Genomic DNA, 22,650 nt, shown 5'->3' with positions numbered 1-22,650 from the left:
TTCGTTCGAAAACCTGACATTTCCCGTTTGGCATATTATGTGTAAAAGAATGGAACGTTTCCGTAAAAGGAATGTCCACCGGAAACGGCAAATGAAAACCAAACATTAACAAACTTAAAAAAATAACGACGTTATGAAAGTTAAACCATTAGCAGACCGGGTTCTGATCGAACCCAATCCCGCAGAAGAGAAAACGGCCGGCGGATTGTTCATCCCCGACACAGCCAAAGAAAAACCCCTCGCAGGTAAAGTGATCGCCGTAGGCCCCGGAACGGCCGATGTGAAGATGGAAGTGAAGACGGGCGACCAGGTACTTTACGGCAAATACGCCGGCACCGAGATCAACATCGACGGTAAAGACTACCTGATCATGAAACAGGGCGACATCCTCGCCATCATCTAATCGTTCAACTCAGTATAAACCCAATTCAAACAATCAAGATTATGGCAAAAGAGATTAAATACAATACCGAAGCGCGCGAACAACTCAAGGAAGGCGTCGACGCGCTGGCAAACGCTGTGAAGGTAACGCTCGGCCCGAAAGGACGTAACGTTGTAATCGATAAGAAATTCGGCGCTCCGCAGGTGACCAAGGACGGCGTGACCGTAGCCAAAGAGATCGAACTCGAAGACCCGATCGCCAACATGGGCGCCCAGATGGTCAAGGAAGTGGCCTCGAAGACGGCCGACGATGCCGGCGACGGCACCACGACGGCTACCGTGCTGGCGCAGGCCATTGTCGGCGTAGGCGTGAAGAACGTAACCGCAGGCGCGAACCCGATGGATCTGAAACGCGGTATCGACAAAGCGGTCGGAACCGTCGTCGAAAACCTGCGCAAGCAGAGCCAGGAAGTGGGCGGCGACATTAGCAAGATCGAACAGGTAGCCACGATTTCGGCCAACAACGACAACGCGATCGGCAAGCTGATCGCCGAAGCGATGGGCAAGGTGAATAAAGAAGGCGTCATCACCGTAGAGGAAGCCAAAGGCACCGAAACGCACGTAGACGTAGTAGAAGGGATGCAGTTCGACCGCGGATACATCTCTCCGTACTTCATCACCGATTCCGAAAAAATGGAAGCAGTGCTCGAAAAGCCGCTGATCCTGATTACCGACAAGAAGGTTTCGACGATGAAAGAGCTGATGGGCGTGCTCGAACCCGCCGCACAGAACGGACGTTCGCTGGTGATCATCGCCGAAGACGTCGACGGCGAAGCGCTGGCAGCCTTGGTTGTCAACAAACTGCGCGGCACGCTGAAGATCGCCGCCGTGAAAGCTCCGGGTTTCGGCGACCGTCGTAAAGAGATGCTCGAAGACATCGCCATCCTGACCGGCGGTACGGTGATCTCCGAAGAACGCGGCATCCGCCTGGATCAGGCTACGCTCGACATGCTGGGTTCGGCCGACAAGGTGATCGTCACCAAAGAAAACACGACCGTCGTAGACGGCGTTGGCAACAAGGAAGCCATCGCCAACCGCGTCGCACAGATCCGCAAGCAGATGGAAATCTCGACTTCGGATTACGATAAGGAAAAACTCGCCGAGCGTCTGGCCAAACTGGCCGGCGGCGTGGCCGTACTGTATGTCGGCGCTGCCAGCGAGGTGGAAATGAAAGAGAAGAAAGACCGCGTGGACGATGCGCTGGCCGCAACCCGCGCCGCCGTAGAAGAGGGCATCATCCCGGGCGGCGGCGTAGCTACATCCGCGCCGTAGCAGCTCTCGAAAAGATGAAGGGCGACAACGACGACGAAACGACCGGTATCCAGATCGTGAAACGCGCGATCGAAGAACCGCTGCGCCAGATTGTAGCCAACGCCGGCGGCGAAGGCTCGGTAGTGGTCGCCAACGTCAAAGAAGGCAAGGGAGCTTACGGCTACAACGCCCGCGCCGACAAATACGAAGATATGTTCAAGGCCGGTATCATCGACCCGACGAAAGTGGCCCGCGTCGCGCTGGAAAATGCAGCTTCGATCGCAGCCATGTTCCTGACGACCGAATGCGTACTGGTCAACAAGAAAGAACCCGAAGCTCCGGCAGCGATGCCGCAGGGCATGGGCGGTATGGGCGGAATGATGTAATCGCCCGGCGAAACGGAAAAATCCCCGGCTTTGCAGCCGGGGATTTTTTTATGTCTGCCTCCGGAACCGCGTACGCTTCAACTTTTTCGACCGGACGGAAAAATTTCCCCTTACCGATTACGGGATGATCGCAGATGTTACCAAAACCATCTGCGATTTGACATTCAACAGGATACCACGAATATCCCCATATTCGTTTCATCATGCCTTATGGCGGCGGAAAGGTTTCCTTTTTCCATGACGGGCAGCCGTGACATGAACAAAGAACTGAGCAAAAAGCGGAATAGACATACGAGAACGCCTCTTGCCTATGGCAACCTTTTTAAAACCATGTGAAATATGTAAAAAGGTTGTTTTTTCTACCGATAGTCCTTTTTCTCCGGATCGGTCAAACTTATCAGATATAATAATGCAAAATCTTGATGAATAACTGTCTCGTAGTTCCTGACTGATTATTATTCTTATTCGCTGGCTTATTCGAATATACAGAACACAACATAAGCATTTCGGAACACTGTTGTCTACTGTACATTTGATAATTTCGCACACAAAATCAGAAAATGGACAAAAAATGGCTAAAATTAATCGGCTTGACCGGTTGTGCAATGCTGATGGCGTCAAGTATCAGGCACTATCGAACGTCTGTGCGTAAGCGAAGGCGAGAAAGTGCGCCGGGACAAGTTCTCTTCATCATCGACCAAGTGCCCTATAAAGCGGCCCTGCGGACAGCAACGGCGGACGTGGCGGCAGCCAGAGCGAACCTGAAAACAGTAGAACTGAACTTCAACAGCAGCAAGGAACTCTATGCGCAGAAAGTCATCTCACAGGTCAATCTGGAGATTGTCAGCGAAGTTGGCATATCTCCCCTCTCTGTATCTCTCCCCGCAAGGACAATAAGCAGCTTCGACGGCGGCAAGGCTGCCAAAACCTACTCGGTGCCTGTTACCGCCAGTTGGGAGATAGATATTTTCGGTAAGTTACGTAACGCCAAGCGACAGTCGCAAGCATTGTATGCACAGAGCCAGGATTACAGACAAGCCGTACGCACGCAGGTAATAGCCGGAATCGCCAATACATATTACACGTTGCTGATGCTCGACGCCCAGCTCGAAATATCAGAGCAGACGAAAATATCGTGGAAGGAATCGGCTGATGCCACCCGCGCCCTGATGAACGCCGGAAGAGCGGATAACTCTGCCGTGTCGCAGATGGAAGCCGCTTATTACAGCGTGTGCGCCTCCGTACTTGACCTGAAAGAACAAATCAATCAAGTCGAAAACAGTATGTCGTTGTTGTTGGCTTCCACTCCTCATACCATAGAACGTGGCAAGTTAGACACCTTAAATATACCTACAAGCTTTTCTACCGGCATTCCAGTCCAACTGTTGTCAAACCGTCCGGATGTCCGGGCTGCGAAACGCTCCTTGGAACAGGCATTTTATGCCGCAAACCAGGCGCGTTCCGCTTTTTATCCATCCATAACACTGAGCGGAAGCGCGGGGGGGGGGCAAATTCGGCAGGGAGTACGATTGTCAATCCCGGAAAGTTCCTCGCCTCGGCGGTAGGTTCGCTCCCACAACCGCTCTTTGCACGAGGGCAACTTACCGAACAGTTGAAAATAGCCAGCCAAGGCCCAGCAGGAAGAAGCTCAGCTCAGTTTCCAGCAGGCACTTTTGCAAGCCGGAACCGAGGTGAACAACGCCTTGACACAATATCAGACGGCGCGTGACAAGTCGGCACTGTACGAGAAACAGGTGGAATCCTTGCAGACAGCATATAAGAGCACTTCCCTTACCATGCAGTACGGCAATACGACCTATCTGGAGGTACTGACGGCACAGCAAAGCCTCCTGAGCGCCCAACTGACACAAGTAGCCAACCGCATCACTGAGATACAGGGGCTTATCAGTCTCTATCAGGCACTGGGTGGAGGATGTGAAGAGTGACTGTTTTAAGTCTATCCTCAAATATACATTTCATAAAGAAACTACATCCCAAAAGTTAGACACAAAACTTTTGGGATGTAGTTCAAAATGTGTTGCCGCCGAATTTTGAGACTACGTTACCCCTTTTTATCGCCTCCTTGCGGAGCTGTCAACAGAAAGTTTTTGAAGTCATAAATGAGTTTGGAGGCATTTCTTCTTCAAATGGGCTCTTACGAATATCCCAAGGAGCCTTTATTTACGTGACATCTATCAGTGTCATTCTCTCTCCGAGATTACGCGCACCTTGATCTTCCCCTGCCTAATCCATCTATATAACGTGGGCTTGGAAATATTGTATTTGTTGTAAACCTGAATCACCGATAAGAACTGACGCCCCCTCGGCTCCATTAACAATGGCTTGTCGTCTTGCTTCCTTTTTTCAAAGCATGTTTTTTACTGCGGAATGTTTCATCTTTTTTATCACTTTAACATCAATTCATGAATCAGGTAGATAAATCACGTCAAAATAAGTATCCCCACGGTTAATCCGAATAAAAAAAGTGGAGCGTAACTCGTTGAGATACGCTCCACTTCGTTATTGATGATTGTTTGACCTTACTTCACTTCTTCGAAATCCACGTCGGTCACGTTGTCGTTCGAGGTTTGTCCGGCTCCGGCGCCCGCGCTGCCCGAAGCGGAGCCTGCGCCCGCATCCGCGCCTGCGTCGGCGCCCGGGTTCGCCTGCGATGCTCCGGCGGCCTGCTGTGCGTTGTAGATGTCCTGCGAAGCGGCCTGCCATGCGTTGTTCAGTTCGGTCGTCGCCGAGTCAATGGCGGCAATGTCCTGCGATTTGTGCGCGTCTTTCAACTTGCCGAGGGCGGCTTCGATGGCGCCCTTCTTGTCAGCCGGGATCTTGTCGCCGTACTCCTTGAGCTGCTTTTCGGTCGAGAAAATCATGCTGTCGGCGGCGTTGACCTTGTCGACGCGTTCGCGTTCGGCCTTATCTTTCTCCTCGTTGGCTTTCGCCTCGTCGCGCATCTTCTGGATCTCCTGTTCGGTCAGGCCGGACGACGCTTCGATCCGGATCTTCTGTTCCTTGCCGGTGCCTTTGTCTTTGGCCGATACGTTCAGAATGCCGTTCGCGTCGATGTCGAACGTCACCTCGATCTGGGGTACTCCGCGCGGTGCGGCCGGAATGCCGTCCAGGTGGAACCGTCCGATCGTCTTGTTGTCGCGGGCCATCTGGCGTTCGCCTTGCAACACGTGGATCTCCACCGACGGCTGGTTGTCGGCTGCGGTCGAGAAGACTTCGCTCTTGCGCGTCGGGATCGTGGTGTTCGCGTCGATCAGGCGGGTGAATACGCCGCCGAGCGTTTCGATTCCCAGCGACAGCGGGGTCACGTCGAGCAGCAGCACGTCTTTCACTTCGCCGGTCAGCACGCCACCCTGAATGGCGGCGCCGATAGCGACCACTTCGTCCGGGTTGACGCCTTTGGACGGCGTTTTACCGAAGAACTCTTCGACCACTTTCTGGATCGCCGGGATACGGGTCGAACCGCCTACCAGGATCACTTCGTCGATCTGACTGTTGCTCAGTCCGGCGTCGGCCATCGCTTTTTTGCACGGCTCGATCGTCGCGCGGATCAATCTGTCGGCCAGTTGTTCGAATTTGGCGCGCGTCAGGGTCATTACCAGGTGCTGCGGAATCCCGTCCACCGGCATGATGTACGGCAGGTTGATCTCGGTCGAGGTCGAGCTCGACAGTTCGATCTTCGCCTTCTCGGCGGCCTCCTTCAGACGCTGCAGGGCCATCGGATCTTTGCGCAGGTCGATGTTATGCTGTTTTTTGAACTCGTCGGCCATCCAGTCGATAATCACGTGGTCGAAGTCGTCGCCTCCGAGGTGCGTGTCGCCGTTGGTCGATTTCACTTCGAATACGCCGTCGCCCAGTTCCAGAATCGAAATATCGAACGTGCCGCCTCCGAGGTCGTATACGGCGATCTTCATATCCTTGTTCGCCTTATCCAGGCCGTAGGCCAGCGCTGCGGCCGTCGGTTCGTTGATGATACGGCGCACTTTCAGACCGGCGATTTCGCCCGCTTCCTTGGTAGCCTGGCGTTGCGAGTCGGAGAAGTAGGCCGGAACGGTGATGACGGCTTCGGATACTTCGGTGCCGAGGTAATCCTCGGCGGTCTTTTTCATTTTTTGCAGGACGATCGCGGAGATTTCCTGCGGGGTATAGAGTCTGCCGTCGATATCGATGCGCGGGGTGTTGTTGTCGCCTTTGACCACTTTGTAAGCCGCCCGTTCAATGTCTTTGCCGACCTGATCGTAAGTCTCGCCCATGAAACGCTTGATCGACGTGATCGTACGCTGCGGGTTGGTGATCGCCTGCCGTTTGGCGGGGTCGCCCACTTTCCGTTCGTTGTTGTCCACGAACGCTACGATCGAAGGTGTCGTGCGGCGTCCCTCGCTGTTGGGGATCACCACGGGTTCGTTACCCTCCATCACGGCAACGCAGGAGTTCGTAGTACCTAAGTCAATTCCAATAATCTTTCCCATAGTCGTTATCTCGTTTAGTTGTTTTATGCTGAATTTTTTGTTTTCGAACTTGATTTATCAATCTTTATGCCAAGCGGCAAAACGGGCGGTTTGGCCGCTGCCGACTGCCAAAGAGGTTTCGATTGTCGGACATGCTGGCACGGAGTCTGCCATTTCGTCTGAAAAAATACCCGAATAAAAGGGTTCGTTGCAAATTTTGGGCCGCCGGTATTTTTTATGAAACGGAACGTCCGTTTTTTCTATATAAAGTTCTACATTTGCGCAGGATAAATACAACGATATTATGAAAAGGAATCTTGTTTTTGTATTGCTGCTGACGCTCTTCGGTACGGGGGCTTCGGCGCAGCTCAAGGTGGGCAAGCTGCTCAAGGCGGGCGGCAATCTGATCAGCGCCGTTACGCTGACCGATGCGGACATCGCCGAGATGAGTAAGAGCGCGGTTGAGAAGATGGATCAGGAGAATCAGGTCGATACGTCGGATTACCACCGGCGGTTGCAGCGGTTGACCGAGAACATCTCCGTCGACGGCCTGAAGCTGAATTTCAAGGTCTACCTGACCAAGGACGTCAATGCGTTTGCCTGCGGCGACGGCAGCGTGCGGGTGTATAGCGCGCTGATGGATACGATGTCCGACAGCGAACTGATGGCGATCATCGGTCACGAAATCGGTCACGTGGCCCGCACCGATACGAAAGATGCGCTGAAAAACGCTTACCTGCGTTCGGCGGCCCAGAATGCGGCCAGTTCGGTCAGCGGCAGCGTCGCCGCCAGACTGTCCGAATCGCAATTGGCCGAGTTGGCGAACTCGCTGGCGCAGGCCCAGTATTCGCAGAAGCAGGAATACGACGCCGACGAGTACGGATTCGAGTTCTGCCTGAAAAATAATGTCGATCCGTATGCGATGTACCATGCGCTCGATAAACTGGCCGATATGTCGAAGACGAACCGCAACAACGCTTCGGCGATCGTGAAGGCGTTTGCGACGCATCCGGACAGCTACAAACGCGCTCAGCGCATGAAGGAAAAGGCCGACGCACTGCAGCATTGATCGGCGTAAACGGATAAAACTATGAAAAAACTTTCGGGAATTTTTCTTATCTGCATCTTGGGCTTTTCGTGCGCCAGGAGTGGGGAAAGTGCCGTACCGACCGGGTGGACAGCATCGTTTCGAGATTGGAAGATCCGGATACTCGGTCGGTAATCGTGGTGGCCCATCGGGGCGATTGGAGGCACAGCGTCGAAAATTCGCTTCAGGCCGTTCAAAATGCGATCGATATGCAGGTGGATGTAGTCGAAATCGATGTCCGCAAGACTGCCGACGGCCGTCTGGTCCTGATGCACGACGCGACGATCGACCGGACGACCAACGGCAGCGGCAAGGTTTCGGAACTGACGCTCGATTCGATCCGGAACTGTTATCTGAAAGCCGCCGACAGTACGCTGACCGATCTGCGGGTTCCGACGCTCGATGAAGTTTTCGAGATAAGCAGAGACCGGATCATGCTCAATATCGACAAAGGGTACTGGATATTCGACGATGTTTACGCGCTGGCCGAAAAGGCCGGCACCACCCGCCAGATTATTATGAAAGGGGATCAGGCGGCCGATCAGGTGCTCGAAAGTTTCGGGCGTTACCTCGACAGGGTTTTTTATATGCCGATCGTCAATCTGAACAAAGAGGGTGCAGAGGAAGCGATTGCCGATTTTCAGGAGAAAATCCGTCCGGTAGCTTATGAGTTGTTGTATAAAAGCGATACCTGCCAGACGCCGCTCAGGGTCAAAAATCAGTTGGCCGGGAAATCGTTGATCTGGTACAATACGATGTGGAACGGGATGTCCGGCAGCCGTTATGACGACCGGGCGGTCGATGATCCCGACCGGGTGTACGGTTACCTGATCGATTCGCTGAACGCGCGGATCATCCAGACCGACCGGCCGGGGTTTCTGATCCGTTACCTCGTATCGCGCGGACAGCACTGATTGTTTTCGAAGGTGATAAAAGGCAGGGAGCGGAAAATTTTCCGCTCCCTGCGTTGTTTTCGGCAGATATCGTTTGTCGTTAGAACCGGATCGGATTGACGCCCGGATGCAGTTTGACGGTTTTGCCGTTCCAGACGAAATCGCCGGTCAATTGCCCCGGCAGAGCGACTTGTCCGGATAATTTATTCCCGTCGCGTTGCAGTTCGACCGTGATGTCGCCCTCGGAATGCGGTACGATGCCTTTGATTTGTTTCAGGCGTCCCGGATGCGGGGCGATCCGCACCGTAGCGAATCCCGGCGAAGCGGGTTCTACGCCGCAGACCGTTGCCAGCAGGTCGTAATTCGGGCTCGAACTCCAGGCGTGGCAGTCCGAACGGGTTGGTTCGGGGGTCTCGGCGAAGGTGGTGAGGCCGATGTCGATCATCTGCTGCCACGGCCCGAGCATTTCGGTATAACGGTCTGCCAGACCGACCTTTTTCAGTGCGCGGATCAAATAGAATTTGTAATAGAACGTGGTTTGCGTGAGCGACGGATCGCTGTCGATCCGTTCGAATACGGCGCGCTGGTCTTTGTGCGGAATCGCGTCGGTCAGGATGCCCATGATATTGACGTGCTGGCTGTAGGTCGGGCTGCCGATATAATCCCGCAGCAATCCTTTCGATGCGTCCCAGCACTTTTCGTAAACGTTTTTCTTCAGTCCGGCGGAGGTCGCCGCATACTCTTTCGCTTCGGCGGGCCGGTCGTAGCGGCGCATCAGGTCGGCTGCGTCGTCCAGCGCGGCGGCCAGTTGCAGCGTGGTGATCGCCGAACCGGACGAGTCGCTTTCGGGTGCGATACCCCGTTCCCACGAGGTGGCCCAGTCGGTGAAGTTCCAGTGCGGAAGACCGTTTTTCAGCAGACCTGTGCGCGGATCGATCTTTTCGGTGAACCACGACAGCACGGTGCGGATGCCGGGTAGGAAGCTTCGCACGAAAGCGTCGTCGCTGCGGTGCATCCAATAGTCGTGGATCATGCCGATCCAGTAGAGCGAAAAAGGCGGAATGTACTGCGGGATGTGACTCGGGTAACGGCTGCAGGTGATTCCCTCGTACGAGCGCGAAAGGTCGTACATCCGGATCGCCTTGCGCACCAGCCGGTCGTCGCCGGAGACGTACAGCGAGATCAGCGCCTGGATCCGCGTGTCGCCGGCATACTGCAATTGTTCGTAATAGGGGCAGTCGAAATAGGTCTCGTGGGCGCAGAGTCGGGCGGTGCGCCAGCCCGTTTCCCAAATTTTCTCCAATGCAGGGTCGTCCGATTCGAAAGAGCCGCGCACTTCGAACGGATAGCCCGTGTAGATGCCGTACAGATCTTCGACGACGAGCGGCGCCGCTCCGGTTTCGATGTCGAGTTGGATATAACGATAGGTTTTGAACCACAGCGGGCGGAACAACCGTCCGTCGGCTCCGTCGGGCAGGAACTCGTCCGCGAATCCGCGGCACTCGCGGCCGTCGATTTCGTTGCGGTTTCCTTTGCCCCGTTCGTCGAACAGCGCTTCGGAATAGGTCAGTTTGATTTTGCTGCCTTTGCCTCCGGATACTTTCAGTTCCGGGTAGGCGGTGGTCAGGAATCCCTGGTCGAGCAGCACGGTGCATTTCGTGCGGGCCGGGATTTTCAGCGGCGACCGGCCGTCGATGAACGTCGGCAGCGATGCGAGTCCCTGTTGCCGGCGCACGGCGGTCAGGCGTTGTTCGGTCAGTTCCATCATCGGGATGTCGCGCGGGGTCAGAATCCAGTCGCTTTCGCCGTAACCGGGCGCGCCGTAGGTTTTACCGGGCGAAAAGCCGGTGGCCGCATACCATTTCGAATCGTCGAAGCCGACGGTTTCCCATCCCCACGGGTATTTCGTGCCGTCGATTCGGTCGTGGCCGCCGATGTAGCCGGCTTCCGGACAGTTGAACAGCGGCGAGAAGGATTCGTCTCGCAGGACGAGCCAGCTACCGTCGGTGTTGACATCGTCTTCGACGGACGAATTGCCCTGTACGATCAGACCGGTCTGCCGGCTGATCTGCGCTCCGGGGCTACGGGTTCCCAGGTTCCATACCGTGACGGCCAGCACGTTTTGGCCCGGTCGCAGCAGCGGAGCGATGTCGACCGTTTCGTAATACCAGCGGTTCAGATCGCCGCGCGCCGGGCCCCAGCACGCTTCTTGTCCGTTGACCAGCAGCCGGTAGCGGTTATCGGCCGAGATGTTGATAACGAACCGCTCCGGTTTTTTCGGCAGGTCGAGACGTTTGCGGAAGCGGTAGACGCCGTAATCGTACGGAGAAAAGCCTCCGTCACAGATCCATTGGGCGCTCCAGGTGCCGGTGAGCTGCCGTTCGCCGGGCTGTGCCGACGGCAGCGACGCTCCGGCCGACCAGCAGCCGACAGTCATCAGGAAGGTAAGTAACAAGCGAGTGTTTTTCATAAGAAGTTCGGTTAAATTCGGATAAACCCTCAAACGGGTTGAGACTAACAAATATAGGGATTAAACGGCGATTCGGTCGTACACTTCGGGATATTTGTAGTCTAAACGGTCTAATTTATTCGCTTTCCAATATTTAGGCAGGGAATTTGATTTTACACGGAGAAAGCATCATTGCGGGGATGGCATGAGCCTTTCCGAAATTGCTACGGTAAGCAAATTTATCAAAATTCATGTCACTTTAATCTATTAATGTTATGAAGTACGTTTATTTAATTCTGGCCGCTGCGTTGTTGGCGACGTCGGCCTCGGCCCAAACGGGAATGACCCGGGAACAGATGGAAAGTCGTCACCAGGAACGAGTACAAATGCGCGATGCGCGTCATCAGACCGAGATCAAACAGATGGATTCGATCGTCCTGAACCGTTACTACAAGTTCATGCCGACCAGCTTCCAGCAGGAACCGGCCGGGAACATGCACCAGATCTATTCGATCATGTATTCGTTGGCGATGTACAAGGACTACGTGGACATCGATATCCCGTACATCGTAGGCGTGGTCGCTCCTTATCATTTGACGATCATGAACTACATTACGTTCGACATCCAGAAGTATACCGCCGTTCAGAACGAGGACGGGTGGACGATTTCTTTCTCGTCGAATCTCTATTCGGACAATACCTATACGTTTACGTTCAAAATCTACTCGATCACCCGCGAGGCCGTGCTGAACATCGCTTCGACCCTCTATCCGACGGTGACCTACTACGGTTCGATCCAGCAGATCTATTAAACTTCGGCGAAAAGACGTCATGAAAAAATGGTTGCTTTTTACGATGCTCGCCGCCGCGCTGACGGCCGCCGCGCAACAGCCCGACCGGCGCCAGCGCAGCGCCGCCGAACGCCAGTTGCGCCAGCAGCGTTTCATGGAGCGACTGGATTCGATGGTGGCGTCCGGAGATTTCCAGTTTCTGCCGGTGAGCATGGAGTGGGGGCCGCGGGGCGGCTCGCAGATCATCAACGACTTTTATTATTACATCGGGATTTTCAAAAACCGTTTGCAGGTGCATATTCCGGTGGTGATCGGCAGGGCAATGACCTATAATGCGGTCGTCAATTTCGACACCGACAAGATGACCGGCTTCCGGACGCAGCGCAACGACTCCGGATGGAAAGTGTCGTTCGCGGCTACGGATAATACCGGGACGGCCTATACGTTCGTCTTTACGATTTACGACCAGACCGGACAGGCCATACTGGATATGGTTTCGAACCGGAACCTGATGCAGTATTCGGGTACGATCGTCGCGAACGACAAACTGCCGGAATCTACCGATCCCGCGCCGCCGATGAAAAGGGGGCCGGACGGGAAACTGGTTCCCGAAGATATTTGACCGGGGGCGTGCCGGAACGTACCGATGCGGACCGCCGATATAAAAACAGCGGAGGCTTTTATAAGCCTCCGCTGTTTTTTGCGGATCGAAACGGGGAACGATCAGATTTTCGTCGTAGCTTTGATGTAATGGTGGTGCGCTCCGTAGCGGTCGAAAGCCGCGCGGTCGAGCGCTTCGCGGTGATCCGGATGCGCGACGCTGATAATCAGCCGCGCACGCTCCTGCAGCGATTTCCCGTACAGGTTGACCGCGCCGTATTCGGTGACGAACCAATGCACGTGCGAGCGGGTGGTCACCACGCCGGCGCCGAGGGTCAGTTCCGGGGCGATCTTGCTGATTCCCTTGTTCGTTACCGAAGGCATCGCGAGGATCGCCTTACCCCCCTCCGAACGCGATGCGCCGTAAATGAAGTCGATCTGGCCGCCTACGCCGGAGTAGAATTTCGTGCCGAGCGAATCGGCGCAGATCTGGCCGGTCAGATCGACCTGCAGGGCCGAGTTGATCGCCGTCACCTCGGATTCTTGGCGATGACGAACGGGTCGTTCGTATAGCCGACGTCCATCATGCGACGCCCGGGTTGTTGTCTATAAAGTCGTATACTTCTGCGAACCCATCAGGAACGTGGAGACCATCTTGCCTTTGTCGATGGCTTTGTTGCGTCCGTTGATCACGCCGCTTTCGACCAGCGGCAGCACGCCGTCGGCGAACATCTCGGTGTGGATACCGAGGTCTTTGTGCCCGGTCAGTTGGGCGAGCACGGCGTTCGGGATCGCGCCGATGCCCATTTGCAGGCAGGCGCCGTCCTCGATCAGCGCGGCGCAGTGCTTGCCGATCGCCGTTTCGGTCTCGTTCGGGGTCGAGAAGTGAGCCTCTTCGAGCGGCTTGTCGTCCTGTACGAACAGGTCGATGTCGTCAACGTGGATGAACGCGTCTCCGAACGAGCGCGGAACGTGTTTATTGATGACGGCGATCACCGTACGGGCGCACTCGACGGCGGCCAGCGTGGCGTCGACCGAAGTGCCCAGCGATACGTAGCCGTGCGCGTCCGGGGGCGATACCTGAATCATCGCCACGTCGCACGGCAACGTGCCGCTGCGGTACAGTTTCTGGGTTTCGCTGAGGAATACCGGGATGTAGTCGGCGTAGCCCGATTGGGTCACCTTGCGGACGTTGCCGCCTACGAAAAACGAGTCGAGCTGGAAAATGCCTTCGAACTCCGGAGCCGCGTAGGGAGCGGGCCCTTCGGTGTGCAGATGGTGCACGTGCACGTGTTCGAATTCTTTGTTGCGTCCGCGGTCGCACATGGCGTTGATCAGGCACTGCGGCGCGCTGGCCACGCTGCTCAGGTGAATGTGATCGCCGGTTTTGATCACTTTCACCGCTTCGGCGGCCGGAATGAATTTGATTTGTTTGGTCATTATAAATTATCGTAGTTAGTTAGACTCGGGACTTTTGAATAAAACGGTGCAAATTTAAGCATTAATTAATGGATAAAAAAGGCCTTTTGAGGATTTTTGATTTACTTTGCAACCTTTATGGTACGGCGCATTTGCTTATTTTCAGAGGATATGGCTTCTTTTTTCCGGGGAATCACACCGAAATACATCATTCTGACGGGGTGTCTGTTTACGCTTCTGTTCGCGTTTTTCAGCAACGAGGTATATCATCCGGACGAGCATTTCCAGATTCTCGAATACGCGCACATGAAGCTTTTCGGAACGCCCGTTCCGGCCGAACTGCCGTGGGAATACGTCCTGATGATGCGCCCTGGACTGCAACCGATGATCGCCTACGGACTCGGATGGCTGTTGGATGCCGGAGGAATCTATTCTCCGTACCTGTTGTTCTCGCTGCTGCACGTATTGAGCGGGGCGCTGTCCATCGTGTCCGTACTCGCATTTTACCGCGCCGTTCGCGGGACGCTGTCCGGACCGAGCGAGGAGAAGTGGCTGTTGTTGCTGAGTTTTTTCCTGTGGTTCATGGTGTATCTCCATGTGCGGTTCAGTTCCGAAACGTTCTCGGGGAATCTGCTGTTGTTGCTGGTCTCGGTCTATTTGTCATACGGGCAGCGGGAGCGGAAGCGCCCTTTCGTGTGGGGCGCAGGGATGGGATTGTTGGCGGGCGCGGCCTTTATTTCGCGCTACCAAGTGGGATTCGCGTTGTTCGGATTCGGGCTCTGGCTGCTGGTGTTCGCCCGGCGCTGGCGACTGCTCGCCGGCCTGGCTTTGGGAGGAGCCGCGATGCTGGGCGTCGGCGTGTTGGTCGATTACTGGCTGTACGGGACCTGGACCTGCTCGCCGGTCAATTACGTGAGGGAAAATATCCTGAATTCCCACATCGATAAGTTCGGCATCAAACCGTGGTATTTCTACCTGAGCGATACGGTCAGCAAGGGATTCGTCGTTTACGGCCTGGCGATTCTTGCGGCGACGTGCTGGTTTTTCGTTCGGAATCCCAAACACGTCATCACCTGGACGATGGTGCCTTTCCTGCTGGCGCACCAGTTGGTCGGCCACAAGGAGCTCCGCTTTTTGTTCCCCGTGCTGCCGTTTATTCCCTTTTTCGCCGTTTTGCTGGCGCGCGACCTGCCGCAGCGGTTGCTGCGAAACCGGATCGTCCGGTTGGTCGGCGTGCTCGCCGTCGTTCTGAACTTCGCGCTGATCGTTTATAATGTCATTCCGATCAAAAATACGGATATCTTTTTCTACCGGATGATGGACGACTACTGCCGCGGCAAAGAGCGGGTGTGCGTGCTGAACGTGAAGGACGAACCCACTTATTACAGCTACGGCGAATTCATGATCGGCCCCCGCGTGGTCACTGCCCGTTTTTACATGCCGCGCAATATGGAGCTTCGCTTGGCCGGTTCCATATCGGAACTGGAACGCGAGGCCCGGCGATTGCGCAGAACCTGCCCCGACGTGTTTATCTTGTCCGGCGACGAGCGCCTGCCCGAGCACACTGCGCTGCCGGTGGAGAAAGTCGCCTGGAATCCTTATCCGAAGTGGATTATCCGCTATTTCAATTTCAACGACTGGGTCAGCCTTAGTATCCGGCGTAAAAACCTCTACAAAGTCGGCGCGTCGGCCGGCGAAAAATAATCTTTTTTTACATAAAGGGGGCGTTTTGCCGCGGGCGGAGGCGTTCGCGTGGCGGACCGACCGTATTTGAGCTGGTTGCGTGGCGTCGTGCGGTATGAAAATGGAACCGGCTACAAAAAAATAAAGAAAAGACAGCAGGGAGAATGATCTCCTCTACCGCTTTTCTCTCCTACTAACCTAAAACTACTAACCTAAAACTTCACTGCAAAGATAAAGATAAATCGGCCGCTTTTCCAAATTTTTATTAAATTTTTTTAATAATATTTGCGTTTCGCTTTTCTCCTGTTGTGTTAATATCCATTTTATCAGTTGTTTAATGTTCGGTTTCCGATTCCGTTTTTTTCGGCCGGAACGGTTTGTAACGGGTATAAAAAAAGAAAAACAGCCGGCGGAATGGATCCGTCTACCGTTTTTCTTCCCTACTAACCTAAAAACTACTTATCTAAATGAACCTAAAACTTGAATGCAAATATAACGGTTATTTCATTTTCTTAAATAATTTTAAGATCCTTTCGATGTAGCATTTTGATTTAATGTTGTGAATATTTGGTAATGTATTGATTATTAATGTTTTGTCGTTTGTTTTCCCGATTGGAAACGGAGGCGGAATAACCGTTTGAAAATGACGTGTTTATTTTGCAAGGCGGTATTTTGCCGTTTCGGTCGCCGCGAAACGGACGGCTCGGTCCGTATTCCGTTTCGCGGCGAATGCGTCGGTTTCTCGGCGTGCGGGAATTCGGAAAACATCGCTACCTTTGCGCAGTTTCAAATCCATCGATCTATGAATAGAGACCGCCTCGTCACGCCGAGTTACTGCTGCATCCTGCTGGCTAATTTCCTGCTGTTTTTCGGCTTTTACCTGCTGATGCCGGTGATGCCGTTCTACCTGACCGAAGTGTCGGGGCCGGGCGCGCTACGGTGGGCGTTGCGCTCTCCTGTTATGTGATCGCTGCGCTTTCGATCCGGCCGTTCTCGGGTTATTTGCTCGATACGTTTGCCCGCAAACCGCTTTATCTACTGGCCTATTTTGTGTTTACCGCTATTTTCGCGGGCTACCTGGTAGCCGGAACCCTGACGCTGTTCATGATTTTCCGCGTGGTGCACGGCTTTGCGTTCGGGGCGGTTACGGTGTCCGGGAATACCGTGGTAATCGATATCATGCCCTCGTCGCGCCGCGGCGAGGGGATCGGCTATTACGGTTTGGCCAACAACATCGCGATGTCGGTGGGGCCGATGGTCGGGTTGTTCATGCACGAGTCCTGCTCGTTCGAGACGATTTTCCTCTGTTCGCTCGCATCCTGCGCGTTGGGATTCGCGATGGCTTGCCTGGTGCGGACTCCGGCCAAAGAACCGGTCAAACGCGAACCGGTTTCGCTCGATCGGTTTATCCTGCTCAAGGGGCTACCGGCCGGTCTGGATTTGCTGTTGCTTTCGATCCCCTACGGAATGACCACGACGTACGTGGCGATGTATGCCGCGGAGATCGGGATTACGTCGAAAGTCGGGATCTTCTTTACGCTGATGGCCGTGGGGATGGCGATTTCGAGGATCTTTTCGGGACGCCAGGTCGATAAAGGGCGCGTGACGCAGGTGATCGCTTTGGGAATGTATCTGGTTTGCGTCTGCTTCTTCGTGCTCTCCTCCTGCGCTGCGATCGCGGTGTGGAATCCCGTGTTGTGCAAATACCTGTTTTTCGCCGTGGCGCTGTTTCTCGGCGTCGGTTTCGGGACGATGTTTCCGGCGTTCAATACGCTGTTCGTCAACCTGGCGCCGAACGGCCAGCGCGGAACCGCCACTTCGACTTACCTGACGTCGTGGGACGTCGGTATCGGCGCCGGACTGTTGCTGGGCGGGTATATCGCCCAGATCGGGTCGTTCGACAAAGCCTATCTGTTCGGCGCTTGCCTGACCGTCGTCTCGGCGCTCTATTTCAAACTGCGGGTGGCCCCGCATTTCGAGAAAAACAAACTGCGCTGACCGGGAAGAGTTCCTGTCCTGCGCAGTCCGGAATAGACGGTCGTGTCCGTCGGGGATTAAAAAAAGAAGTTGTTGGCTCCGACGGCCTCCTTCAGGTAAACCTGCGTACTGCCTCCCTCGTGTTCGAATCCGATCTTGTCTTCGCGGGCCAGCCAGCCCAGCGCGGCGTTCAGATCCCGGTCGCGAAGCCGCAGCTTGTCGCGCAGTTCGCCGTAGTTCCATTTCCGTCCGTCGCTCAACAGACCCCACACCATACCGGCGTGCGTCCCGATGTTCTTTTTGCTCATTTCAGACATTTGGCAACCAGATTAGTAGTGAATACGTCCTATCTTTTTTACAAAAATCGGCAAAATTGACGTGAGATAGTGTTCTGATTTACAGGATTGATGTCCTAAATGTCCGATGTGACCCGGAGCCCGGCGTTTTTCCGCCGGTGCGGTTTTTCGGGGGCGACGCTCCGTTCCGCGGAAAATGCTAACTTCGCCGGTAATAAAATAAACTGGAGGATATGTCGGAAAATATGGAATCGCTCCTTCGTGAGCACCGTCGTTATTTCGCCGAAGGCCGTACGCGCGACGTCCGGTTCCGGGCGGATGCGCTGTGCCGGCTGCGGAAAGCGCTGCGGGATCATACGGACGCTTTGTGCGAGGCGTTGCGGCTGGATCTGCATAAGTCGGCGTCGGAAAGTTACCTGACCGAGATCGGGATCGTCCTGCAGGAGATCGCCTGTCATCTTCGCCGGCTAAATCGCTGGGCGGCCGGAAGGCGGGTGCCGTCGCCGCTGACGATTCTGCCGTCGCGCAGCCGCATCGTGCCCGAGCCGCTGGGCGTGGTGCTGATCGTCGCGCCGTGGAACTACCCGGTGCAGTTGCTGCTGAATCCGCTGGTCGGCGCCTTGTCGGCCGGCAACTGCGCCGTGCTGAAGTCCTCGCCGCTGGTTCCGCATACCGAGGCGCTGCTGAAACGACTGATCGGCGAGGTTTTTCCGCCCGGTTACGTGTCGTTTCTGGAGGGAGGGCCCGAGGTCGTCGAAGAGGTGCTGAAACAGCGTTTCGATTCTATTTTTTTTACGGGCGGATCGGCGTTCGGACAGACGGTGATGCGGGCCGCGGCCGAACATCTGACGCCGCTGACGCTGGAGCTTGGCGGAAAAAGCCCTTGCATCGTCGGACGGGATGCGGATATCCCGCTGGCCGCCCGACGGATCGTTTGGGGAAAATTGCTGAATGCCGGACAGACCTGCGTGGCTCCCGATTACCTGTTCGTACACGCTGACCGTAAGCGACAATTGTGCGTCGAGATGGAGCGGGCCGTCCGTCGTTTTTTCGGCGACGATCCGCGCCTCAGCGACGATTATCCGCGGATCGTTTCGGTGCAGGCTGCCGAACGGCTGCAGCGGATGATGCATGGTTCGGGAAAGATCCTTTTCGGCGGAACCTGCGATCCGCAGCAGCGTTACGTGGCCCCGACGCTGATCGACGAGCCGGACGACGACAGCCCGGTCATGCGACAGGAGATTTTCGGGCCGCTGCTGCCGGTCAAAGGGTTTCACGATATCGAAACGGTGATCCGCTACGTGAACGAGCGCGACAAACCGCTGGCGCTCTATTATTTCGGCGGACGTCGGGAAGCCGACCGGGTGTTGCGCTCCACTTCGTCGGGCGGGGCCTGCGTCAACGATACGGTCGTGCAACTGGCCAACGGCCGGCTGCCGTTCGGCGGCGTCGGGCGCAGCGGCATCGGAAAGTATCACGGACGGTTCTCGTTCGAACTGTTCAGCAACCTGCGGGCCGTCGTGCGTTCGCCCCGGTGGATCGATATTCCGTTGCGGTACGCTCCGTACCGCAGTATCCGGTTGTTTAAAAAGTTTTTAAAATAGAGTGAGGCGGAGTGTTTCCGGGGGAACGGCTTGGGAAACGACGGAACCGGTTGTTTGCCGATCCGTTTGCAGGGGACGCTGCCGTCGGACGGATAATTGCGGCGGTGTTTGGCGCGGATTGTCTGTTTTTTAAAAATTATATCGTATTTTTGTAGGCCGGAGGCGGAAGCCCGTTTCCGACTTGTGCTGAATCTGAAAAAATCTTCGAAATATGTTTGAAAATCTTACCGATAAACTCGAACGGTCGTTTAAGATCCTGAAAGGAGAGGGACGCATCACCGAAATCAACGTCGCCGAGAGCCTGAAAGAGATCCGGCGCGCGCTGATCGACGCCGACGTCAACTATAAAGTGGCTAAGACGTTCACCGACGAAGTGAAAGCCAAGCACTGGGACAGAATGTCCTGACGGCGGTCAAGCCCGGACAGATGATGACGAAGATCGTCCGCGACGAACTGGCCGAACTGATGGGCGGGACGATGAGCGATATCCACCTGGAAGGTTCGCCGGCCGTAGTGCTGATCGCCGGGTTGCAGGGGTCGGGTAAGACGACCTTTTCCGGCAAGTTGGCCAACCTGATCAAGAGCAAGAAAGGCCGCCAGGTACTGCTGGTGGCGGGCGACGTTTACCGTCCGGCCGCCATCGACCAGTTGAAGATACTAGGGGATCAGGTCGGCGTGGAGGTTTATACCGAAGAGGGTAGCAAGAATCCGGTGCAGATCGCCGAAAATGCCGTTAAATACGCGCGGGCCAATCACATCAATACGGTAATCGTCGATACGGCGGGGCGTCTGGCGGTCGACGAGCAGATGATGCAGGAGATCGCTGCGATCAAAAAGGCCGTTTCGCCGAGCGAAATCCTGTTCGTAGTCGATGCGATGACCGGTCAGGATGCGGTGAATACCGCCAGGGAGTTCAATGACCGGCTCGATTTCGACGGCGTAGTGCTTACCAAACTCGACGGCGATACCCGCGGCGGCGCGGCGATTTCGATCCGTGCGGTGGTCAACAAACCGCTGAAATTCATCAGTTCGGGCGAAAAGATGGACGCGTTGCAGGTGTTTCATCCGGAACGTATGGCCGACCGTATTCTCGGCATGGGCGACATCGTGTCGCTGGTCGAACGGGCGCAGGAGCAGTACGACGAGGAGGAAGCCCGCAGGCTGAAGAAAAAGCTGGTCAAGGATCAGTTCAATTTCAACGACTTCCTGACGCAGATCACGCAGATCAAGAAGATGGGCAACCTGAAGGATCTGGCGTCGATGATTCCCGGCGTCGGCAAGGCGCTGAAAAACGTCGAGATCAACGACGACGTGTTCAAGCAGACCGAGGCGATTATTCATTCGATGACGCCGAAGGAGCGCGAGAATCCCGCGTTGATCAACGGCAGTCGCAAGCAGCGGATCGCGGCGGGTAGCGGGACGACCGTGCAGGAGGTGAACCGCCTGCTCAAACAGTTCGACGATACGCGCAAAATGATGAAGACCGTAGCCGGCGGTATGCCGCAGATGGCCAAGATGGCCGGACGGATGAAACGATAACGACTAAACACGTATACGATGCAGATAATAGACGGAAAAGAGGTGGCGGCCAGCCTGCGCCGGGAGATTGCGGCCGAAGTGGCGGCTTGGGTCGCCGGCGGGAAACGGACGCCGCATCTGGTGGCCATTCTGGTCGGCAACGACGGGGCGAGCCAAACGTATGTGGGACATAAAGAGAAGTGCTGCGGCGAGGTGGGGTTCCGTTCGACCGTGCTGCGGCTGCCGGAGGAGACGTCCGAAGAGGCGTTGCTCGGCGAGATCGCCCGGCTGAACGCCGATCCGCAAGTGGACGGTTTCATCGTCCAGTTGCCGCTGCCGAAACATATCTCGGAACAACGGGTGATCGAAGCGATCGATCCGAGAAAGGACGTCGACGGTTTTCATCCGGTCAATACCGGGCGGATGATCTCCGGACTGCCGTCCTACCTGCCGGCCACGCCGGACGGGATTCTCGAATTGCTGAAATATTACGGGATCGAAACCGCCGGACGGCATTGCGTCGTGATCGGCCGCAGCAACATCGTCGGCCGTCCGATCGCCAACCTGCTGTCGCAGAAAGGCTGGGACTGTACGGTGACGCTGTGCCACAGCCGGACGAAAGATCTTAAAGAGGTGGTGCGCGGCGGCGACATCGTGATCGCGGCGCTCGGCAAGGCCGAATTCGTCACCGCAGACATGGTGAAAGACGGGGCGGTGGTCGTCGACGTAGGCATTACGCGCGTTCCGAGCGACAAGACCAAATCGGGCTGGAAGCTGCTCGGCGACGTCAAGTTCGACGAGGTGGCCCCGAAATGCAGTTACATTACGCCGGTTCCCGGCGGCGTCGGGCCGATGACGATCATCTCGCTGATGAAGAATACGCTGAAAGCCGCCCGTAGGGAAGTTTACAAATAGATTGCGGCGGCAGGCGCCGTTCGATGCCGCCGCCGCGCGATCGTAAAAATCCCCTCCGGATTCCGGAGGGGATTTTTCGTGTTTCGACGGGCGTTTTCCCGGAAACCGGGTGGGCGCGGTGTCGTCAGAAGTTGTAGCCAGCCGATACGGTCAGCGCGTTGTTTTCCGTTTTGCCGAATCGGTCGGGGTATTTCGACACGTTCATCAGTCCGAGTTCGTAACCCACGCCGAGGTATACGTTCCGCAGGGTAAGCCCTACGCCCAAGCGGATACCTGCGTCCGATCGTTTCATTCGCTGCGGGGCTTCCCCGTTCCGGTCGGTTCCGTGCAGCAGGTCGGTCGTGGCCGTACCGGTGATCTGGCCGCTGTACTCTTCTTTCAGCTTGCAGCTGAGGCCTACGGAGTGGTAACCGCCCACGAACGGTTGCAGGGTCGTCGCGCGTCCCAGCCGGAAATGGTAGGCGATCATCACAGGCAGTTGCAGGTACATCAGTTCGATCCTCGGGCGTATCTGCGAGGTGCCCGGAACGTCTTCGTAGGCGATATCCGGTTGGCGCCTTTGTTCGAGAGATAGAGCCCCGTCTCCAGGTAGAGCGGATACCGGCGCGACAGCAGGATCCGGTCGGATACTCCCACGTGGAAACTCGACCGCGGGTCGGAGATTTTTTCCCCTTCCAGGTAGTTGCCCGTCATATCCGACAGGCTGTAACCGGCCCGTATGCCGAAGATATTCGTGCGGTACTGTTGCGCCGTGGCGACCGTGGCGAAGACCAGTAGCCCTTTAAAGAATGCCCTTTCAAGTTCCAGATTCTCGGTCGTCTTATGATTAGAGAGGTTCAATGCTACGTGATGATAACCGCACTGAACGCCTCCT

General features: G+C 55.6%; 15 protein-coding genes and 6 pseudogenes. 13 read left to right on the top strand and 8 right to left on the bottom strand.

Annotated features, from left to right (window positions below; translation table 11 throughout):
* Positions 1-133 precede the first annotated feature (133 nt).
* The 4 genes and pseudogenes from groES to DW082_RS15525 all read left to right on the top strand — a co-directional run bounded on the left by groES (position 134) and on the right by DW082_RS15525 (position 4,024).
* Positions 134-403, top strand: a complete 270-nt coding sequence (groES, locus tag DW082_RS11365; RefSeq protein WP_055205230.1) for a co-chaperone GroES — start codon at positions 134-136, stop codon at positions 401-403.
* Between the two features lie 41 nt (positions 404-444).
* Positions 445-2,078: pseudogene (gene groL, locus DW082_RS11360) on the top strand (chaperonin GroEL).
* Between the two features lie 618 nt (positions 2,079-2,696).
* A pseudogene (locus DW082_RS15530) lies at positions 2,697-2,917 on the top strand (biotin/lipoyl-binding protein); the annotation flags it as partial.
* Between the two features lie 96 nt (positions 2,918-3,013).
* A pseudogene (locus DW082_RS15525) lies at positions 3,014-4,024 on the top strand (TolC family protein).
* Between the two features lie 255 nt (positions 4,025-4,279).
* Here the strand turns inward: DW082_RS15525 and DW082_RS15520 are convergent.
* Positions 4,280-4,411 (bottom strand): helix-turn-helix domain-containing protein, encoded by a 132-nt coding sequence (locus DW082_RS15520; protein WP_118458702.1) that lies wholly within the window; start codon positions 4,409-4,411, stop codon positions 4,280-4,282.
* Between the two features lie 207 nt (positions 4,412-4,618).
* Complete coding sequence (gene dnaK, locus DW082_RS11340; protein ID WP_081032614.1) at positions 4,619-6,565, bottom strand: molecular chaperone DnaK; 1,947 nt, start codon at positions 6,563-6,565, stop codon at positions 4,619-4,621.
* 283 nt (positions 6,566-6,848) lie between these two features.
* Between dnaK and DW082_RS11335 the strand changes: the two genes are divergently transcribed.
* On the top strand, positions 6,849-7,613 hold the full coding sequence (locus tag DW082_RS11335) for a M48 family metalloprotease (RefSeq protein ID WP_118458700.1): 765 nt from the start codon (positions 6,849-6,851) through the stop codon (positions 7,611-7,613).
* A 68-nt stretch (positions 7,614-7,681) separates the two neighbouring features.
* Positions 7,682-8,545: a glycerophosphodiester phosphodiesterase family protein gene (locus DW082_RS11330; RefSeq protein ID WP_118458699.1), complete on the top strand. Its 864-nt coding sequence runs from the start codon at positions 7,682-7,684 to the stop codon at positions 8,543-8,545.
* Positions 8,546-8,624: 79 nt separating this feature from the next.
* Here the strand turns inward: DW082_RS11330 and DW082_RS11325 are convergent, their stop codons facing one another.
* A complete protein-coding gene (locus DW082_RS11325; RefSeq protein WP_118458697.1) occupies positions 8,625-10,994 on the bottom strand; it encodes a family 78 glycoside hydrolase catalytic domain in 2,370 nt (789 codons plus the stop codon).
* Between the two features lie 254 nt (positions 10,995-11,248).
* Here DW082_RS11325 and DW082_RS11320 point away from each other — a divergent pair, with 254 nt between their 5' ends.
* Both DW082_RS11320 and DW082_RS11315 read left to right on the top strand, forming a co-directional pair.
* Positions 11,249-11,785 carry a DUF4251 domain-containing protein gene (locus tag DW082_RS11320; RefSeq protein WP_055205220.1) on the top strand — a complete coding sequence of 179 codons (537 nt, stop codon included), beginning with the start codon at positions 11,249-11,251 and terminating at the stop codon, positions 11,783-11,785.
* Positions 11,786-11,804: 19 nt separating this feature from the next.
* Positions 11,805-12,386: a DUF4251 domain-containing protein gene (locus DW082_RS11315; RefSeq protein WP_055205221.1), complete on the top strand. Its 582-nt coding sequence runs from the start codon at positions 11,805-11,807 to the stop codon at positions 12,384-12,386.
* A 101-nt stretch (positions 12,387-12,487) separates the two neighbouring features.
* On the opposite strand, the pseudogene DW082_RS15170 reads toward DW082_RS11315, so the two are convergent.
* Positions 12,488-12,916 (bottom strand): annotated as a pseudogene (locus DW082_RS15170) (acetyl-CoA hydrolase/transferase C-terminal domain-containing protein); the annotation flags it as partial.
* 54 nt (positions 12,917-12,970) lie between these two features.
* A complete protein-coding gene (locus DW082_RS15165; protein ID WP_259335614.1) occupies positions 12,971-13,804 on the bottom strand; it encodes an acetyl-CoA hydrolase/transferase family protein in 834 nt (277 codons plus the stop codon).
* Positions 13,805-13,954: 150 nt separating this feature from the next.
* Here DW082_RS15165 and DW082_RS11305 point away from each other — a divergent pair, with 150 nt between their 5' ends.
* A complete protein-coding gene (locus DW082_RS11305) occupies positions 13,955-15,487 on the top strand; it encodes a hypothetical protein (protein WP_172970777.1) in 1,533 nt (510 codons plus the stop codon).
* 781 nt (positions 15,488-16,268) lie between these two features.
* Positions 16,269-17,464: pseudogene (locus tag DW082_RS11300) on the top strand (MFS transporter).
* Positions 17,465-17,520: 56 nt separating this feature from the next.
* Here DW082_RS11300 and DW082_RS11295 read toward each other — a convergent pair.
* Positions 17,521-17,751, bottom strand: a complete 231-nt coding sequence (locus DW082_RS11295; protein WP_118458693.1) for a winged helix-turn-helix domain-containing protein — start codon at positions 17,749-17,751, stop codon at positions 17,521-17,523.
* A 221-nt stretch (positions 17,752-17,972) separates the two neighbouring features.
* Here DW082_RS11295 and DW082_RS11290 point away from each other — a divergent pair, with 221 nt between their 5' ends.
* The 3 genes and pseudogenes from DW082_RS11290 to DW082_RS11280 all read left to right on the top strand — a co-directional run bounded on the left by DW082_RS11290 (position 17,973) and on the right by DW082_RS11280 (position 21,776).
* Positions 17,973-19,343: an aldehyde dehydrogenase family protein gene (locus DW082_RS11290; RefSeq protein ID WP_118458691.1), complete on the top strand. Its 1,371-nt coding sequence runs from the start codon at positions 17,973-17,975 to the stop codon at positions 19,341-19,343.
* 211 nt (positions 19,344-19,554) lie between these two features.
* Positions 19,555-20,882, top strand: a pseudogene (gene ffh, locus DW082_RS11285) (signal recognition particle protein).
* 18 nt (positions 20,883-20,900) lie between these two features.
* Positions 20,901-21,776: a bifunctional 5,10-methylenetetrahydrofolate dehydrogenase/5,10-methenyltetrahydrofolate cyclohydrolase gene (locus DW082_RS11280; RefSeq protein WP_055205227.1), complete on the top strand. Its 876-nt coding sequence runs from the start codon at positions 20,901-20,903 to the stop codon at positions 21,774-21,776.
* A gap of 124 nt (positions 21,777-21,900) precedes the next feature.
* On the opposite strand, the gene DW082_RS11275 is transcribed toward DW082_RS11280, so the two are convergent.
* Together DW082_RS11275 and DW082_RS15160 are read right to left on the bottom strand one after the other, a co-directional pair.
* Positions 21,901-22,266: an outer membrane beta-barrel protein gene (locus DW082_RS11275; protein ID WP_118458689.1), complete on the bottom strand. Its 366-nt coding sequence runs from the start codon at positions 22,264-22,266 to the stop codon at positions 21,901-21,903.
* Positions 22,266-22,616 (bottom strand): hypothetical protein, encoded by a 351-nt coding sequence (locus DW082_RS15160; protein ID WP_259335613.1) that lies wholly within the window; start codon positions 22,614-22,616, stop codon positions 22,266-22,268. Before DW082_RS15160 ends, DW082_RS11275 begins: the two co-directional genes overlap by 1 nt.
* Positions 22,617-22,650: the final 34 nt, after the last annotated feature.

It is taken from the genome of Alistipes sp. AF48-12 (assembly GCF_003477565.1).
Lineage (GTDB): Bacteria > Bacteroidota > Bacteroidia > Bacteroidales > Rikenellaceae > Alistipes_A > Alistipes_A hominis.
The sequence above is the reverse complement of the archived record's forward strand: the minus strand, read 5'-3'. Positions and strand labels throughout refer to the sequence as shown.

Bases quoted from the DNA above. Each gene is read 5' to 3' on its own strand.
- groES (WP_055205230.1), top strand. From the start codon at position 134: ATGAAAGTTAAACCATTAGCAGACCGGGTTCTGATCGAACCCAATCCC.
- DW082_RS15520 (WP_118458702.1), bottom strand. From the start codon at position 4,411: ATGGAGCCGAGGGGGCGTCAGTTCTTATCGGTGATTCAGGTTTACAAC.
- dnaK (WP_081032614.1), bottom strand. From the start codon at position 6,565: ATGGGAAAGATTATTGGAATTGACTTAGGTACTACGAACTCCTGCGTT.
- DW082_RS11335 (WP_118458700.1), top strand. From the start codon at position 6,849: ATGAAAAGGAATCTTGTTTTTGTATTGCTGCTGACGCTCTTCGGTACG.
- DW082_RS11325 (WP_118458697.1), bottom strand. From the start codon at position 10,994: ATGAAAAACACTCGCTTGTTACTTACCTTCCTGATGACTGTCGGCTGC.
- DW082_RS11320 (WP_055205220.1), top strand. From the start codon at position 11,249: ATGAAGTACGTTTATTTAATTCTGGCCGCTGCGTTGTTGGCGACGTCG.
- DW082_RS11315 (WP_055205221.1), top strand. From the start codon at position 11,805: ATGAAAAAATGGTTGCTTTTTACGATGCTCGCCGCCGCGCTGACGGCC.
- DW082_RS15165 (WP_259335614.1), bottom strand. From the start codon at position 13,804: ATGACCAAACAAATCAAATTCATTCCGGCCGCCGAAGCGGTGAAAGTG.
- DW082_RS11305 (WP_172970777.1), top strand. From the start codon at position 13,955: ATGGCTTCTTTTTTCCGGGGAATCACACCGAAATACATCATTCTGACG.
- DW082_RS11295 (WP_118458693.1), bottom strand. From the start codon at position 17,751: ATGAGCAAAAAGAACATCGGGACGCACGCCGGTATGGTGTGGGGTCTG.
- DW082_RS11290 (WP_118458691.1), top strand. From the start codon at position 17,973: ATGTCGGAAAATATGGAATCGCTCCTTCGTGAGCACCGTCGTTATTTC.
- DW082_RS11280 (WP_055205227.1), top strand. From the start codon at position 20,901: ATGCAGATAATAGACGGAAAAGAGGTGGCGGCCAGCCTGCGCCGGGAG.
- DW082_RS11275 (WP_118458689.1), bottom strand. From the start codon at position 22,266: ATGTACCTGCAACTGCCTGTGATGATCGCCTACCATTTCCGGCTGGGA.